This is a genomic window from Pantoea sp. R13S299, assembly GCF_048515925.1.
GTDB lineage: Bacteria > Pseudomonadota > Gammaproteobacteria > Enterobacterales > Enterobacteriaceae > Pantoea.
Window position 1 is genome coordinate 1 of record NZ_JBLYEF010000002.1, and the last position, 17,513, is coordinate 17,513.

Below are 17,513 nucleotides of genomic sequence, written 5' to 3' on the forward strand. Positions count from 1 at the left end.
GAATTTGCCTGGCGGCTTTAGCGCGGTGGTCCCACCTGACCCCATGCCGAACTCAGAAGTGAAACGCCGTAGCGCCGATGGTAGTGTGGGGTCTCCCCATGCGAGAGTAGGGAACTGCCAGGCATTATATAAGTGAAGAAGCCCCGCACGGAAGTGCGGGGCTTTTTTACGTCTGCAATATGCAACTTTAAGCTGAAACATTTTCATTTTCTGCATGAAACCTCGACATCTCACAACGATCAGGCTAATGTTGGGCATCCAGATGTCTAAACGTTTATATGGTTGCGAGAGGTGAGCAGGTTATGCCAATCAGGGTTCCCGACGAATTACCGGCAGTGAATTTTTTACGAGACGAAAATGTCTTTGTCATGACATCGTCGCGTGCCAGTGTTCAGGAGATCCGACCGCTTAAAGTGCTCATACTGAATCTGATGCCGAAAAAGATCGAAACGGAGAATCAGTTTCTGCGTCTGCTTTCCAACTCGCCGTTACAGATCGATATTCAGCTGCTGCGCATCGACAGCCGCGAGTCACGTAATACGCCCACTGAGCACCTCAACAACTTCTACTGCAATTTTGAAGATATCCAGCATGACAACTATGACGGCTTAATCGTGACAGGTGCGCCACTCGGGCTGGTCGATTTTAATGATGTTGCCTACTGGCCCCAGATTCAGCGCGTGCTGCACTGGGCAAATGAGCACGTCACCTCAACCTTGTTTGTCTGTTGGGCAGTGCAGGCTGCGCTTAATATTCTGTATGGCATTCCCAAGCAAACCCGACATAACAAACTGTCTGGCGTCTATGAGCATCAGATACTGCATCCTCATGCGCTACTGACCCGGGGTTTTGATGATAATTTCCTTGCGCCACACTCACGCTATGCAGATTTTCCTACTCAGCTGATCACGGATTACACCGATCTTGAACTGTTTGCTGAATCGGAACAAACCGGAGCCTATCTGATGGCGAGTAAAGACAAACGCCTGGTGTTTGTTACCGGCCATCCGGAGTATGACGCCCTGACGTTGTCTGGTGAGTATCATCGCGATTATGAAGCCGGGGTGAGTCCGGAAGTCCCGTATAACTATTTCCCGCAGGACAATCCGGCCCTGCCGCCGCGCGCTACATGGCGTAGTCATGGCAATCTGCTGTTCTCTAACTGGCTCAACTACTACGTTTACCAGATCACGCCGTTCGATCTGCGCCGCATGAATCCGACGCTGGAATAGTCCCGCCCCACGATCAACTGAACCGTGTTAGCCGATGGCAACACGGTTTTTTTTCGCCTGAAAAACGTTAATGAAAGTTGTTCCTTTAATGAAGAAAAATTTAATTACATATAAAACAGAGGGATATACTAATATAATTCCAAAAATGGAAATAGTTTTTGATTTAGAAAAATAAATGCTTATGCTCTGATCCTGTAGCTCACAAAACAAACACCATGTGGATCCGCTGCATTCGATCCTTTGAATACAGGAGAACGCCAGCATGACAGACTCAGTGATCAGCCCTACTCTGAATTTCATCCAGCCCTTTAGCCATGCCGAACAGCAGCTGTTAACGCCCGAGGCGGTTTCTTTTTTAGAGGCTCTGGTTGCGCGCTTTGCACCGCAACGCGAAGTGCTGTTATCCGCTCGCCAGCAGCGTCAGCAGCAATATGACCAGGGCTATCTGCCAGACTTTGATATGGAAACCGCTTCCATAAGAGCCAGCGAATGGCGTATTCAATCCATTCCGACAGACTTAGAAGATCGTCGGGTCGAGATCACCGGCCCACCCGATCGAAAAATGGTCATTAATGCCCTGAACTCAAACGTAAAAGTCTTTATGGCCGACTTTGAGGATTCACTGTCACCGGAGTGGTCAAAGCTGATGGAAGGACAGCTGACACTGCGCGAGGCGGTGAAGGGCACGCTCAGTTACACCAGCGACAAAGGCAAAATTTATCAGCTCGGCGCAAATCCTGCGGTGCTGATGTGCCGGGTTCGCGGCCTGCATCTGTCAGAAAAACATGTCAGCTGGCTGGGTGAGGCGATTCCGGGCGGGCTGTTTGATTTCGCGCTCTATTTCTTTCACAACGTCCGGCCCTTACTGGCCAAAGGCAGCGGGCCTTACTTCTATCTGCCGAAAACAGAGAGCTGGCAGGAGATCGCCTGGTGGCGTGAGATCTTCAGCTTCAGCGAGGATCACTTCGATCTGCCACGCGGCACGATCAAGGCCACTGTCCTGATCGAAACGTTACCCGCCGTGTTTCAGATGGATGAGATCCTGTGGAATCTGCGTGATCACATCGTTGGTCTCAACTGCGGTCGCTGGGATTACATCTTCAGCTATATCAAAACCCTGAAACAGCATGCGGATCGCGTACTGCCGGATCGCCAGTCCGTCACCATGTCTCAGCCGTTCCTGGATGCTTACTCGCGCCTGCTGATTAAAACCTGTCATCGCCGGGGAGCTTTCGCGATGGGCGGAATGTCAGCCCTGATTCCTGCTAAAGATCCGACGCGCAATGCCTGGGTGCTGCAGCGCGTGACGGAAGATAAACAGCGGGAAGCGGGCAACGGGCATGACGGTACATGGATTGCGCATCCTGGCCTGGCAGATACTGCAATGGCGGTCTTCAATGCCGCGCTGGGCGACCGACCTAACCAGCTGCATGTCATGCGGGAAGAGGATGCCCCGATCACGGCGGAGCAGTTACTCGCGCCCTGTCAGGGTGAGCGGACCGAAGCGGGAATGCGCGCCAACATCCGCGTCGCGCTGCAATACCTTGAGGCCTGGATCAGCGGTAACGGCTGTGTGCCGATTGACGGGCTGATGGAGGATGCCGCCACAGCTGAGATCGCACGCACCTCAATCTGGCAATGGATTCGTCATCAGCAAGTGCTGAACAGCGGCCAGCAGGTCACGGCTGAACTGTTTCTGCGCTGGCTGAACGAAGAGCTGCATCTGCTGCAAAACGCGCTGGGCGAAGCCCACTTCAGCGCCGGTCGCTATGACGACGCGGCACAGCTGATGGCGCAGATCACCTCCGAACGCGAGCTGGTTTCCTTTCTTACCCTGCCAGGCTACCGCCTGATCCCCTGAACAGAGGAGCTATTGCCATGACACGTACTCAACAGATAGATCAACTGGAACAACTCTGGCAGACCGCGCGCTGGGAGGGCATTACCCGCCCTTACAGCGCAGCAGAGGTCGTCAATCTGCGCGGCTCGGTCCTGCCCGCCTGTACGCTGGCAGAGCGCGGTGCGGAAAAATTATGGGCGCTGCTGAACGGCGAGGCGAAGAAAGGGTACATCAACAGTCTGGGTGCGCTCAGCGGCGGGCAGGCACTGCAGCAGGCTAAGGCGGGCATCGAAGCGATCTACCTTTCTGGCTGGCAGGTAGCTGCGGACGCCAACGTAGCGGGGCAGATGTATCCCGATCAGTCACTCTACCCGGTGAATTCGGTGCCGGAAGTGGTAACCCGCATTAATCAGACCTTCCAGCGCGCCGACCAGATTCAGTGGTCCAGCGGCATTGAAAAAGGTGACAGCCGGCATACCGATTTCTTCCTGCCGATTGTTGCTGATGCGGAAGCCGGTTTTGGCGGCGTGCTCAATGCGTATGAGCTGATGAAGGCGATGATTCAGGCGGGGGCGGCAGCGGTCCACTTCGAGGATCAGCTGGCGGCGGTAAAGAAATGCGGTCACATGGGCGGCAAAGTGCTGGTACCGACTCAGGAAGCCATTCAGAAACTGGTCGCGGCGCGGCTGGCTGCGGATGTGATGGGTGTACCAACCGTGCTGCTGGCCCGCACCGATGCCGACGCCGCTGACCTGATTACCTCAGACTGTGATGAATACGATCGCCCCTTCATCCGGGGCGACCGGACGGCAGAAGGCTTCTTCCGCACCCATGCCGGTATTGAACAGGCGATCAGTCGCGGGCTGGCCTATGCCCCTTATGCTGACATCCTGTGGTGTGAAACCTCGACGCCGGATCTGGCGATGGCGCAGCGCTTTGCCGATGCCATCCATGCGCGCTTCCCCGGTAAACTGCTGGCCTACAACTGCTCACCGTCGTTCAACTGGAAGAAGAACCTCGATGATCGCACCATCGCGAAATTTCAGCAGGCGCTCAGCGACATGGGCTATCGCTTCCAGTTCATCACGCTGGCGGGCATCCACAGCATGTGGTTCAACATGTTCGATCTGGCCCATGCCTATGCCCAGGGCGAAGGGATGCGTCACTACGTGGAAAAGGTTCAGCAGCCTGAGTTCGCTGCCCGCGATCGCGGTTACAGCTTCTCGTCACATCAGCAGGAAGTGGGCACCGGCTATTTCGATCAGGTGACCAACATCATTCAGGGCGGTAAGTCCTCGGTCACCGCGCTCACCGGTTCGACCGAAGAGCACCAGTTCTGACGCTTCTCCTCTGACGGACTCCCCGCCCGCATCACGCGGGCGGGCATTGACCGGAGCTGACTATGCCGCCACGTGAATCCTTAATCGCCCACACTATCCTGCAGGGCTTTGATGCTCAGTATGGCCGCTTCCTGGATATTACCGCCGGGGCGCAGCAGCGGTTTGAGCAGGCGGAATGGCAGGCGGTGCAGCATGCCATGAAGGCCCGCATTCATCTCTATGATCATCACGTCAGTCTGGTTGCCGATCAGCTGCGGGTGCTGAACGGTGCGGCCAGCTGGGATGAGATTTTCTGGCTACGGGTCAAGGATCACTATCAGAGCCTGCTGCCCGGCTATCCACGGCATGAGATTGCCGAAAGCTTCTTTAACTCCGTCTATTGCCGGTTACATGGACATGCCGAGCTGCAGCCGGACCGGCTGTTTATCATCAGCTCTCAGTCTCTGACCGCACCGGTCACACCTTTGCGGCCTTTATCACGTCGTTATCAGCCGGAACGGGGCTGGCGGGCATTGGTGGATCAGGTGCTGGGGGATTTGCCTCTGACACTGCCGTGGCAGCATCGGGCGCGCGATGTCGGCTGGATTGTCCGCCACCTGGCGTCGCATTTCTCCCGGCTGGATCAGGGCTGGCTCGAGGTCAACAGTGAACTCTTCTATCGCAACAAAACCGCCTGGCTGGTGGCGCGCCTGCATATGCCGGAAGGTATTTTTCCCTGTCTGCTGCCGATACAGCGCACTGACAGCGGCGAACTGTGGATCGACACCTGCCTGACCGATGTGAATGACGCCAGCATTGTGTTTGGTTTTGCCCGCGCCTATTTCATGGTGTATGCCCCGGTGCCTGCGGCGCTGGTCGCCTGGCTGCAACCGATTCTGCCCGGCAAAACCCTGGCTGAGCGCTATATGGCGATTGGCTGCCAGAAGCACGGTAAAACCGAAAGCTATCGCGAATATCTTCAGGCGCTGGCTGAGAGTGACACGGCCTTTGAGATCGCGCCCGGCGTGCGCGGCATGGTGATGCTGGTGTTTACGCTGCCGGGCTTTGACTGGGTGTTCAAGGTCATCAAAGATCGCTTCGCGCCGCAAAAAGAGGTGACGGAAGCGCAGGTCCGCGCCTGTTATCAGCAGGTCAAAGAACACGATCGCGTGGGACGAATGGCGGATACGCAGGCGTTCGAGCAGTTTGCGCTGCCGCTGTCGCGCATCTCACCGGCCCTGCTGACGGAACTTCACGCCTGCGTGGCAGAGAAGCTACACATCGAAGGCGATCGCCTGATCATTCGTCATCTGTGGCTGGAGCGCCGGATGCAGCCGCTTAATCTCTACCTGGCGCAGGCCAGCGCCGCCGAGCGACGTCATGCCATTGAGGAGTATGGCAACGCCATCCGGCAGCTGGCGGCCGCCAATATTTTTCCCGGCGATATGCTGTTTAAAAACTTCGGTATAACCCGCCATGGCCGGGTAATTTTTTACGATTACGATGAGATTCGCCCGATGCAGGAGCTGAACTTCCGGGAGGTGCCCGCGGCGCGCTATGAAGAAGATGAATTCAGTGCCGAGCCGTGGTACAGCGTCGGACCGGATGATGTCTTCCCGGAAACCTTCCGCTATGCGTTATGCAGTGAAGCCGCGACCGGTGCCTTGCTGCTGCAACTGCATCCCGAGATATTCGACGCCCGCTGGTGGCGCGCGCAGCAGCAGCGCATCGCCCAGGGGCATGTGGAAGAGGTGATCGCCTGGCGGCAGACGCAGCGTTTCAGCGTCTGCTACGCGGCAGACACCGTTAACGACCGCTGTACGCCAGCGTAACCTGACGCGCTTCCCGGATGACCAGCGCACCTAACTCCGTGATCCGATCGTCCGTCATGCGGGCGATAGGGCCGGAGATAGAGAGCGCGGCAAACGCCTCACCATGTTCATCATAAATAGGCGCGGCGACACAGCGCAGTCCAAGTGCATGCTCTTCATCATCCAGTGAAAAGCCAGCCTTGCGTACCTGCGCCAGATTCTCTTTCAGGCTCTGCGGCGACATCAGGGTTTTCGGCGTGTAGTAGTGCAATCCTTTCTGATGCAGCAGGGCGGTGATCTGTTCATCACCCAGATGCGCCAGAAACGCTTTGCCTGCGCCTGATGCATGCATTGGCAGCTTGCCGCCAATCGGCGCAGACATCCGCATCAACTGGGTACACTGCACCTGATCAATAATCACCGCCTGGTGGTCACTGAGATCCAGTACCGCCAGATTCACCGTCTCACCGGACTGCTCCATCAGGCTGCGCAGCACCGGGTGGACAAGCGCCAGCAGATTACGGCTTTGCAGGAAACTGCTGCCCACCACAAAGGCGTGTGCGCCGATCGTCCACAGCCCGAGATCGCCCACCTGACGGACAAAACCCTGCTGCTGCATGGTGCTGAGCAGGCGATGCGTGGTGGAGTTGGGCAAACCCGCCTGCTGTGCCAGCTCGGTCAGCGCCACGCTGCCATGTGAATCAGCAATCAGCTCCAGCAGCGTCAGGCCGCGCGTCAGCGACTGGACCTGACCGCCCGCGGGTGCGGCTACAGGGGTGCCGCGGGGTTTCTTGCCGCGCTTAACGGGAACGGGCGTTGCCATCGTTGTTTCTCCTTTTACATTGTGGAAATCATTTTCGTTTTAATCGCGCGGTTTGCAAACGCTGGTTTTCTGGTCAGACCTGTGAGGCAGTGATCTGAAAATCTCTCCGTCAAGGTGACTTTGTCGCCTGACAAGCTTGTGCCAGAATGAAAAACGGGCTTTTCCGCCAGCAGACTGACGTGAATAGGGCAACTAGTGAGCAATAAAATCGACGCGCTACATCAGCAGCTCGCACAACGCATTATGGTGTTGGATGGCGGCATGGGCACCATGATCCAGAGCTACCGGCTGGAGGAAGAGGATTATCGCGGCAGCCGCTTCGCTGACTGGCCCTGCGATCTCAAAGGCAACAACGATCTGCTGGTGCTGAGTAAACCCGAGGTGATCCGCGAGATCCACGACGCCTATCTGGCCGCCGGTGCGGATATCCTCGAAACCAACACCTTCAACGCCACGTCGATTGCGATGGCGGATTACCAGATGGAAAGTCTATCGGCGGAGATCAATTTCGAAGCGGCCCGACTGGCGCGTGCCTGCGCCGATGCGTGGACGGCGAAAACGCCGGATCGTCCGCGTTACGTCGCGGGTGTGCTCGGCCCGACCAACCGTACCTGCTCGATCTCACCCGACGTCAACGATCCCGCCTACCGAAACGTCACCTTTAATCAGCTGGTGGAAGCCTACCGCGAATCGACCCGTGCGCTGGTGGAGGGTGGTTCCGACCTCATCATGATCGAAACAGTATTCGATACGCTGAATGCCAAAGCGGCCATCTACGCGGTGCAGACCGAGATGGAAGCGCTGGGTGTGGCGCTACCGCTGATGATCTCCGGCACCATCACCGACGCTTCCGGCCGGACGCTCTCCGGCCAGACCACCGAAGCTTTTTACAACTCTCTGCGTCACGCCGAACCGCTCTCTTTTGGTCTTAACTGCGCGCTGGGACCGGATGAGCTGCGTCAGTATGTGGCGGAGCTGTCGCGCATCGCCGAAGGTTATGTCACCGCCCATCCCAACGCCGGTCTGCCCAATGCCTTTGGCGAATACGATCTCGATGCAGAACTGATGGCGGAGCAGATTGGTGAATGGGCCACCTCGGGCTTCCTGAATATTATTGGCGGCTGCTGTGGTACTACTCCGCAACACATTGCAGCTATGGTCGCGGCGGTTGAAGGCGTCGCACCGCGTCCTTTGCCGGTGATTCCGGTGGCCTGTCGCCTCTCCGGCCTGGAGCCGCTGAACATCACCCCAGAGTCACTGTTTGTTAACGTCGGTGAGCGCACCAACGTCACCGGATCAGCAAAATTTAAGCGGCTGATTAAAGAAGAGAAATACAACGAAGCGCTGGAAGTGGCGCTGCAGCAGGTACAGAGCGGCGCGCAGATCATCGACATCAACATGGATGAAGGGATGCTCGACGCCGAGGCGGCGATGGTGCGCTTTCTGAATCTGATTGCGGGCGAACCCGATATTGCCCGCGTACCGATCATGATCGACTCCTCGAAATGGGAGGTGATTGAGAAAGGGTTGCAGTGCATTCAGGGCAAAGGGATTGTGAACTCGATTTCGATGAAAGAGGGTGAAGCGGCTTTTATCCACCATGCGCGTCAGGTGCGGCGTTACGGCGCGGCGATGGTGGTCATGGCGTTTGATGAAGTGGGCCAGGCGGATACCCGCGCCCGTAAAATTGAGATCTGCCGCCGCGCTTACCAGATTCTGACCGAACAGGTCGGTTTCCCGCCGGAAGATATCATCTTCGATCCCAACATCTTTGCGGTCGCCACCGGTATCGACGAGCACAACAACTACGCCATGGATTTCATCGGTGCCTGTGAAGACATCAAGCGTGAACTGCCCCATGCGATGATCTCCGGCGGCGTCTCCAACGTGTCGTTTTCCTTCCGTGGCAACGACCCGGTGCGTGAAGCGATACATGCGGTGTTCCTCTACTACGCCATCCGAAACGGCATGGATATGGGCATCGTCAACGCAGGCCAGCTGGCCATCTATGACGATCTGCCGGCAGAACTGCGTGACGCGGTAGAGGATGTGATTCTTAACCGACGTGATGATGGCACCGAGCGGCTGCTGGCGCTGGCGGAAAAATACCGTGGCGGTAAAAGCGATGGTGCGCAGGAAAAGCAGCTCGCCGAATGGCGTAGCTGGGACGTGGTGAAGCGGCTGGAGTATTCGCTGGTCAAAGGCATCACGGAGTTTATCGAGCAGGATACCGAAGAGGCGCGCCAGCAGGTGCCACGCCCGATAGAGGTGATTGAAGGCCCGCTGATGTCCGGCATGAACGTGGTAGGTGACCTGTTCGGCGAAGGCAAAATGTTCCTGCCGCAGGTGGTGAAATCGGCGCGCGTGATGAAGCAGGCGGTGGCTTATCTGGAGCCCTTTATCGAAGCGAGCAAAGAGGCGGGGCGCAGCAACGGTAAAATCGTGCTGGCCACGGTCAAAGGCGACGTGCATGACATCGGCAAGAATATTGTCGGCGTGGTGCTGCAGTGCAATAACTACGAAATTATCGACCTTGGCGTGATGGTGCCGGGCGAAAAAATTCTCAAAACGGCGCGCGAAGTGAATGCGGACATCATCGGCCTGTCAGGCCTGATTACGCCGTCGCTGGATGAGATGGTCAATATGGCGAAAGAGATGGAGCGTCAGGGCTTTACCTTACCGCTGCTGATTGGCGGCGCGACCACTTCGAAGGCGCATACCGCCGTCAAAATCGAGCAGCACTATAGTGGCCCGACGGTCTACGTGCAGAACGCTTCCCGCACCGTTGGTGTGGTGTCGTCGCTGCTCTCCGCCACCTTAAAAGACGATTTCGTCGCCCGAACGCGCAAAGAGTACGAAACTGTGCGCATCCAGCATGCACGTAAAAAGCCGCGCACGCCGCCGGTCCCGCTACAGGTGGCGCGCGATAACGCCACCTCAATTGACTGGGAGAGCTACACGCCGCCGGTGCCGCATCGCCCTGGTGTCAATCAGGTGGAGGCCAGCATTGCGACGCTGCGCCATTACATCGACTGGACGCCGTTTTTTATGACCTGGTCGCTGGCGGGTAAATATCCCCGCATCCTGGAAGATGAAGTGGTCGGTGAAGAGGCGCAGCGTCTGTTTGCCGATGCCAATGCGATGCTCGACAGATTAAGTGAGGAGTCGCTGCTGAAGCCGCGTGGGGTGGTCGGTATTTTCCCGGCTAACCGGGTCGGCGATGATATTCATATCTACAGTGATGAGCGGCGCGATGAGGTGTTGCGTGTGAGTCATCACTTACGTCAGCAGACTGAGAAAACCGACTTCGCTAACTATTGTCTGGCGGATTTTGTCGCCCCGAAATCATCGGGAAAAGCGGATTATCTCGGGGCGTTCGCGGTGACGGGCGGACTGGAGGAGGATGCGCTGGCGGAGGCCTATGATCGTCAGCACGATGACTACAACAAGATCATGGTGAAAGCGCTGGCTGACCGTCTGGCGGAAGCCTTTGCTGAATATCTGCACGAGCGGGTGCGTAAGGTGATCTGGGGCTTTGCGCCCAACGAAAATCTGAGCAATGAAGAGCTGATTCGCGAAAATTATCAGGGGATTCGTCCGGCGCCAGGCTATCCGGCCTGCCCGGAGCATACCGAAAAAGCCGCTATCTGGCGTCTGCTGGCAGTGGAAGAGCAGACCGGAATGAAACTCACCGAATCCTTTGCGATGTGGCCGGGTGCGGCGGTGTCTGGCTGGTACTTCAGCCATCCTGACAGCCGCTATTTCGCCGTGGCGCAGATTCAGCGTGATCAGGTGGAAGATTATGCGGCACGCAAAGGGATGTCGGTTACTGAGGTGGAGCGCTGGCTGGCACCGAATCTCGGCTACGATGCGGACTAAATAAAAAAAAGCGGCCAGAGGGCCGCTTCAGACTGCTGACAAATCCAACTCCGGGTTCCCTGAGCAGGCGCGGTTTCACCGCGATGCAGGCTCAGGGAGCACACGCCTTTCGCAAAGACGCCTGAACGCCTTCCATGGCAGGCTCAGCGCGGGCCATCCCTGGCCCGCTATGCTTTGCTTCAGGCGTATGCTCCCATCGCTTTACGTCTGGCAGCCGTCTGAATGCGGCCGCCTCTGCTTAGTTGAAGCGAGCGTCGCGATCCGACGTCAGATCATACAGCTGGTACTTACGTCCCAGCATCTGACCGCCATCACGCGTCAGCGGCACCCAGTTCACCTGTGCGCGACCGCGTGTTGGCGTCACGGTGAACAGGTCCATCGGGATAGAGATGTAGAAGCCTTTGGTGAAGTCGCCTTCGCCATACTCTTCAGACGACACGTTGGTTTTGGTGGCATAAACACCGACCATCACGCCGCTGTCGAAGCGCTTCGACACATCGACCGTTACGCCTTTATCTTTCGCCAGATACTGACCGACGCTGGTTTTCACCAGCACATCCTGCATGAACCACGGACGCCAGTAACCCGTCAGGTTGCCGGTGGTCGCTTTATAGCGGTTAAACTGCATCATGTTGTCCCAGTCACGCTGACGGACATAGTTGGCATCAACGCCCACCGCCCAGTTCGCATCGACCGGACGATAGAGCAACTCGCCGCCCACGCCGCCGTACATCGTCTCCAGATAACCGCCGTAGACCTGACCATAGAAGCCATTACCGAGATGGCCCATATAGTTCGCCTGCAGATCGTTGACGTAGACGTTGTTCTCAACATAGTCGCGGATATGGGTTCGCACACGCGGCAGCGAAGAGTCCGCCGGTGCGCCGTTATAGTTGAACTTGTCGTAGTTGTTGGCGAGGTTACCAAACAGACTACCGCCCACCAGCAGGTGATCCGTCAGCCAGTAATCAGCGCTGGCCATCACGCCGACCTGATACATATAGAAGCTTTCCGGGCCGCCCACCGACTGATTCAGCACCGGTGACAGGCTGTAGTTCAGGCGATCTTTACGGATAAACATCCCCTGCTCAGTGGTACCCGGATCGACCGGTTCTTTCCGGGTCTGTTGCAGCGGCTGCTCATGGCCCAGCGGATAGCCTTCCAGATCGTTACGCAGGCTGGCGACTTTTGTCTCAGTGGTCACCTGCGGCATGTTAAAGCGCGACTCGGTCACATTGATCGTGTCGATGCCGTCTGGCAGGTGGTTCATGATGATGCGGTTAGCGCGATCAACGCCTTCACGGGTATCGCGATACTTCGTCTGTTCGCCTGACACATACAGCGTATGGCCCTGGGTCTGAATACGCGGGCCGTCGAGACCGGCGTTGTATTTCAGATCGGTCAACTGAGTGCCCACCACCGTCGGCTCCAGCAACTGAGGTTGCGGCTGCGGATTGTAGGACGGCTTCTCACTGTCGATGTGCGCCTGATGCAGGTCATTAAAGTTGGTACGAATGGTGACACCAAACATAAAGGTGTTGCCGCGTTCGTAGCTGGCGTTGATGTCAGCCCAGTCGGTCACACGATAAACTGCACCGACGTTGAGCTTGCTGCGCTGATCAAGGCGGCCAGCAAAGTCATTCTGGTAGTCGTTGCCCTCATACTCCATCTTGAGACGCAGCGGCTGCCAGGGCGTCTGATACTCCACGCCGCCGAACAGCGCTGTCGGACCATGGAACATCTGCGAACCATTGATTGAACCCGCTTCGCCCACCTTCGGACGCTGGCAATAGCTGTCGCTGTATGAACAGAAAGGGTTCTTCAGCGTGCCGCTGTTACCGAGATAGCCCCAGCCGATGCCCAGGGTAAAGTCGAACGGCCCCCAGGCTTTGGTCCCGACCAGATATTCGCTGTCGAACAGGCCGGTACCGCCGAGGTCGCGGGTTCCTACTGCTACTTCCGGCAGCCAGAAGCCTTCCTGCCACAGACGCAGTTTCAGGTCGAAGGCTTTATCTTTATAGCTCTGCGTGCCACTGAATTCTGATACCGCACTGTACTGACGGGTCCGCACGTCGGTATAACGCACGGTGGTCTCCAGCCAGGGGAAGAGCTGCAGTGACGCGGAGTAGTAGCGATACTGATCGTTGTCGCGCGCGTTGAGGCTGAATTCACCCTCTCTGGACATGCGCGCCGTCGGCACCTGCATCAGGCCCACGCCACCGAAATCGGATTGTGAAGGACCCACCGGCGCGGGGAACGTGTCAGCCTGCGCCTGACAGGCGGCCGCCACGGAAACAGCCAACAGGCTGAAGAGATAACGTTTTTTCATCAGTCTGGTATCCGGTGAGTCAGTACGGAAAGGATGCGATCGTTCAGATCTTCATAGCTGCCTGGCAGGCTCCATGACGAAAAGCCGAGCCAGATAACGCTGCCTGGCTCCACTTCCGCGTGGCGACGATTCCAGTAGGCAACCGGCACCTGCTGTGTGGCACCTGAAGGGGCAATCACCGTGACAAAATTGCGTTCTGCCCCGGAGAGTGACGGGTGATCCTCAAGATAGTCGCGTACTGATTTACCCGGCTGCCAGCTCACCTTGCCTGCGCCGCCAAGTACGCCGAGCAGCAGTACAGAATCGGATGGCGCCTGCAGCCAGAGGTCATAGCTGCCCTCCAGCCGACGGTTATCAGCCGGATGCAGACGGATCCAGTCCGGGTCGAGCGACGTAAACTGACGACCTGCAACTTTGATGGCGCTCAGCTGGCGGATCACCTCATCAATGGCTGCCGCCCGATCGCCGCTGCTGTCGGCACGCCAGGCTCGTAACGCGCCCAGTGTCTGCTGGTATTGCTGCTGTGCGACTGCGGTGGCACCGCGCTCGGCAATAAAAGTACTGCGCCAGTCCGTGTTGACCTGCAGCGGAGGCAGCGTCACCAGCTGTGAGAGATCCGCGACCTGGCTCAGCTCAGCCTGACCGCCGTTGTGCGGTGCATGGACAGTAACCTGCGCAGCTGCCTGCGCCCCTGCGGCGCTGAACAGGCTCAGCCCGGCCAGCAAAATAGTGATTTTTTTCATGATTTCGCCGGCTTCAGAATAGTGATGTCAACAGGGAAGGCATCGGCCGCCAGCATCTGATGGGCCTGCACCACATCGCCGCTGCTGTTATCGATCCAGAAGGTGTTTTCCCACTCGCGGTTACTGCTGTCGATGCTCACCTGCTCATGCCAGACACGGCACGGGATGCGGTTGCCCGCCACGGTCAGCACTTCATCGGTGCCACGCTGGAAGGTTGAACGCACGGTCGCGCCGCGAACCTTGCCCTGCTCAGTCCACTGCACGATGCGGGTCCAGCTCGCGCCGTTGCTGATATGCAGGCTGTCAGCGAGCGGATCCTGTTGCAGATTGCTGACGCTCAGCAGGTTGTCGGGTAAGCCCAGGGTTTTAACCAGGCGGCCATGCTGTGTCACCAGCATCGCCTGATCCTGCGTGACCCATTTCTGCTGCCCCTTCTCGCTGTAGCCCAGCACTACAAAAATGCGCGGACCTTCATTCAGACGAGCATAGAGACTGGCATAAGGAAGATTGTTGACCTGTTGATCGGTGACGGTGACGTCATCCGGACCGTTAACCGCGAGCAGCAAAGTCTGTTCAAGACCTTTTTGCGTTTGTGTACAGGCCTGCAGCAGCAGGCAAGCGAGCAGCAGAGGAAGTTGGCGCACTGTGTGTCCCTGATAAGTCATGCCAAAGTAAAAATAACCACACAGGCGTGTGGTTATGTTTAAAGGTGCTTTGCCCGTCCCGTCTGGCTGCAAAGCGGGAGACTACGTTGCTCTGCTGAAATCCTCACCGTAGTAAGTTTCAGCCTCGCCCGTTTGTCACCGTTCAGTAATCAGACGCGTATCGGGCAACCATCAACGTGTGGTGCTCGTCGTGGTTGTGGTTGTTGTACCGGTATTTGCACCGTCACCACCGCCAGAAGCGGCAATGCCGAGCCCGACCAACGCGCCAAGTGCGCCGATACCGACAGCGGTAGATGCGCCAGTGGAGATTGCTCCCGCCTGCGCGCCTGCTGCAGTACCTGCTTCACCTGCTTCCTGCGGCGCAGCAAATGCGCTAGAGGAGGCGGCAACGAGGATCAAGGCTGCACCGGCAACCATAGTTTTTTTCATAATAACGTTTCCTGCATTGAGTGAATGAAGGATCTCTGACCGGCGACAATGGCTATACAGACAGGCTGCGACCAGAGCGACGGACAGTCCCATTGCGGGCGCGTTCATTATAGGGCAACAAAATATCAGAGTTCAGTGCCATAAAAACCAGGGCAAATGGCGGGGTGATTGCGTGATTTAATCAGTGAAATTGGGGATAACTACTTTTTATATCGGAGTATTTCCGGTTGATACCCTATATTTCGCTGTAGCTAAGTGGAATGCAAAGCGTAATGTTCTTTTTTATTAATATCTGGTACGGAATAAGAATAATCAGAATTTACTCAGGGAGCCTGAAATTAAATATGATTATGAATCAATGGCTAACCCAATAAATACCGGCTTTTCAGATCCATTTTATACTGGATATCTCTCTGTTTAGCATGCCGATGTTCAGAATTATCTTAGGGTATTTTAGGACTTTTCCCGCGCCGGAGGCTATCGCTTAATCCAGAAATTGCCCAATAAGGCGTTAAAACAGACAAAAAAAGGGCGGCAAAGTTGCCGCCCGATGAAATTAATACCGATTAACGCCAGGATTTATAGCGGTTAATTAAGGCATTAGTGGAACTGTCATGAGTGGTAATTTCGTCCTCATTTTCCAGTTCCGGCAGAATACGGTTCGCCAGCTGCTTACCTAATTCCACACCCCACTGATCGAAGGTGAAGATATTCAGGATGGCGCCCTGAGTGAAGATTTTGTGCTCATACAGGGCAATCAGCGCACCCAGGCTGTATGGGGTGATCTCACGCAGCAGAATGGAGTTGGTTGGACGGTTACCTTCAAACACTTTGAACGGCACGATATGGGCCACTGACTCTGCCGTTTTACCGGCATCGGTAAACTCTTTCTCGACGACGTCGCGTGACTTACCAAACGCCAGCGCTTCGGTCTGAGCAAAGAAGTTAGAGAGCAGCTTAGGATGGTGATCTGTCAGCGCGTTATGGGTAATCGCCGGGGCAATGAAGTCACATGGAACCAGCTTGGTACCCTGATGGATCAACTGATAAAACGCGTGCTGACCGTTGGTGCCAGGTTCGCCCCAGATGATTGGGCCAGTCTGGTAGTCCACCGGATGACCGGCCCGATCCACATACTTGCCGTTTGACTCCATATTTCCCTGCTGGAAATAGGCGGCGAAGCGGTGCATGTACTGGTCATAGGGCAGGATCGCTTCGGTTTCAGCGCCAAAGAAATTGTTGTACCAGATGCCAATCAGCGCCAGCAGCACCGGCAGGTTCTGTTCCGCTGGGGTGGTTGCGAAGTGCTGGTCCATGGCATGTGCGCCACTCAGCAGCTGCTCGAAGTTTTCAAAGCCAATCGAGAGAATGATCGACAGACCGATGGCGGACCACAGTGAATAGCGGCCGCCAACCCAGTCCCAGAATTCGAACATGTTATTGGTGTCGATACCGAATTCGCCCACCGCTTTGGCGTTGGTTGACAGCGCAGCAAAGTGTTTCGCTACGTGCTGCTGATCGCCTGCCGTTTTCAGGAACCAGTCACGCGCGCTGTGGGCGTTGGTCATAGTTTCCTGAGTGGTGAAGGTTTTGGATGCGACCAGGAACAGCGTCGTTTCCGGGCTGAGGTCTTTCAGCGTTTCGGCGATGTGGGTGCCGTCAACGTTGGAGACAAAATGCATATTCAGATGGTTTTTGTACGGGCGCAGCGCTTCAGTCACCATAAACGGACCGAGGTCGGAGCCGCCGATACCGATATTCACCACGTCGGTGATCGCTTTACCGGTATAGCCTTTCCATTCGCCGCTGATGATGCGTTCGGAGAAGCCTTTCATCTTATCCAGCACCGCGTTGACTTCAGGCATCACATCTTTGCCATCCACCAGAATCGGCGTGTTACTCCGGTTACGCAGCGCGACGTGCAGCACCGCACGATCTTCGGTGCGGTTAATCTTCTCACCCGAGAACATAGACTTAATGGCACCGCTGAGATCGGTCTCTTTGGCCAGCGCCTGTAACTTATCGAGGGTTTCCTGGGTGATGCGGTTTTTGGAGAAATCCACCAGCATCTGATCATCAAAGGTGGCAGAGAATTTGGCAAAACGATCGGCATCCTGGGCGAACAGATCGGCAATTTCTACTGATTTCATCTGCTCAAAATGCTGTTGCAGCGCTTTCCAGGCTGCGGTTTGTGTCGGATTGATATTTTTCATGGCAACACTCTTGTTGATATTAAGAACCGTCATTCCATCGGAGGCACATCATGCCCGTTTAGCGTTTCAGTATGACCACAGTTGTAACTGAAAGGAAAAATTTTGTCAGCGCCCGGCGGGCAGGCGATCTCATCGCTGCTGTTTATCGTCAGCATTCACTGGCGCGAACAGCCAGCGTGTCCCGAAGCCAGCGCGCGTTAAAGTGTGCCGCGAAAGCCGAGTCAAAACGT

11 protein-coding genes and 1 rRNA gene are annotated in these 17,513 nt (G+C 56.4%); 6 read left to right on the forward strand and 6 right to left on the reverse strand.

Features of this window, described 5'->3' with window-relative positions; all coding sequences use genetic code 11:
• The first annotated feature begins 7 nt into the window (after positions 1–7).
• The 5 genes from rrf (at position 8) to aceK (ending at position 6,223) form a co-directional block, all read left to right on the forward strand.
• A 5S ribosomal RNA gene (gene rrf / locus ACN1CO_RS11005) occupies positions 8–123 on the forward strand.
• Positions 124–302: 179 nt separating this feature from the next.
• Complete coding sequence (gene metA, locus ACN1CO_RS11010; protein ID WP_013359748.1) at positions 303–1,232, forward strand: homoserine O-acetyltransferase MetA; 930 nt, start codon at positions 303–305, stop codon at positions 1,230–1,232.
• 262 nt (positions 1,233–1,494) lie between these two features.
• Complete coding sequence (gene aceB, locus ACN1CO_RS11015; RefSeq protein WP_419139022.1) at positions 1,495–3,093, forward strand: malate synthase A; 1,599 nt, start codon at positions 1,495–1,497, stop codon at positions 3,091–3,093.
• Between the two features lie 17 nt (positions 3,094–3,110).
• Positions 3,111–4,412, forward strand: a complete 1,302-nt coding sequence (gene aceA, locus ACN1CO_RS11020) for an isocitrate lyase (protein ID WP_179897161.1) — start codon at positions 3,111–3,113, stop codon at positions 4,410–4,412.
• 62 nt (positions 4,413–4,474) lie between these two features.
• Complete coding sequence (gene aceK / locus ACN1CO_RS11025) at positions 4,475–6,223, forward strand: bifunctional isocitrate dehydrogenase kinase/phosphatase (RefSeq protein WP_419139023.1); 1,749 nt, start codon at positions 4,475–4,477, stop codon at positions 6,221–6,223.
• On the opposite strand, the gene iclR is transcribed toward aceK, so the two are convergent.
• Positions 6,198–7,025 (reverse strand): glyoxylate bypass operon transcriptional repressor IclR, encoded by an 828-nt coding sequence (gene iclR / locus ACN1CO_RS11030; RefSeq protein WP_033734860.1) that lies wholly within the window; start codon positions 7,023–7,025, stop codon positions 6,198–6,200. The genes aceK and iclR overlap by 26 nt on opposite strands.
• A 195-nt stretch (positions 7,026–7,220) precedes the next feature.
• Here iclR and metH point away from each other — a divergent pair, with 195 nt between their 5' ends.
• Positions 7,221–10,904, forward strand: coding sequence for a methionine synthase (metH, locus tag ACN1CO_RS11035; protein ID WP_419139024.1), 3,684 nt, complete (start codon positions 7,221–7,223; stop codon positions 10,902–10,904).
• Positions 10,905–11,142: 238 nt separating this feature from the next.
• On the opposite strand, the gene ACN1CO_RS11040 is transcribed toward metH, so the two are convergent.
• The 5 genes from ACN1CO_RS11040 to pgi all read right to left on the reverse strand — a co-directional run bounded on the left by ACN1CO_RS11040 (position 11,143) and on the right by pgi (position 17,283).
• Positions 11,143–13,233, reverse strand: a complete 2,091-nt coding sequence (locus tag ACN1CO_RS11040) for a YjbH domain-containing protein (protein WP_419139025.1) — start codon at positions 13,231–13,233, stop codon at positions 11,143–11,145.
• Positions 13,233–13,976, reverse strand: coding sequence for a capsule biosynthesis GfcC family protein (locus ACN1CO_RS11045; RefSeq protein ID WP_419139026.1), 744 nt, complete (start codon positions 13,974–13,976; stop codon positions 13,233–13,235). The genes ACN1CO_RS11040 and ACN1CO_RS11045 overlap by 1 nt, the downstream gene beginning before the upstream one ends.
• Positions 13,973–14,620, reverse strand: a complete 648-nt coding sequence (locus ACN1CO_RS11050) for a YjbF family lipoprotein (protein ID WP_419139027.1) — start codon at positions 14,618–14,620, stop codon at positions 13,973–13,975. The genes ACN1CO_RS11045 and ACN1CO_RS11050 overlap by 4 nt, the downstream gene beginning before the upstream one ends.
• 192 nt (positions 14,621–14,812) lie before the next feature.
• Positions 14,813–15,070, reverse strand: coding sequence for an exopolysaccharide production protein YjbE (gene yjbE, locus ACN1CO_RS11055; protein WP_419139028.1), 258 nt, complete (start codon positions 15,068–15,070; stop codon positions 14,813–14,815).
• 566 nt (positions 15,071–15,636) lie between these two features.
• A complete protein-coding gene (gene pgi / locus ACN1CO_RS11060) occupies positions 15,637–17,283 on the reverse strand; it encodes a glucose-6-phosphate isomerase (protein ID WP_419139029.1) in 1,647 nt (548 codons plus the stop codon).
• Between the last annotated feature and the right edge of the window lie 230 nt (positions 17,284–17,513).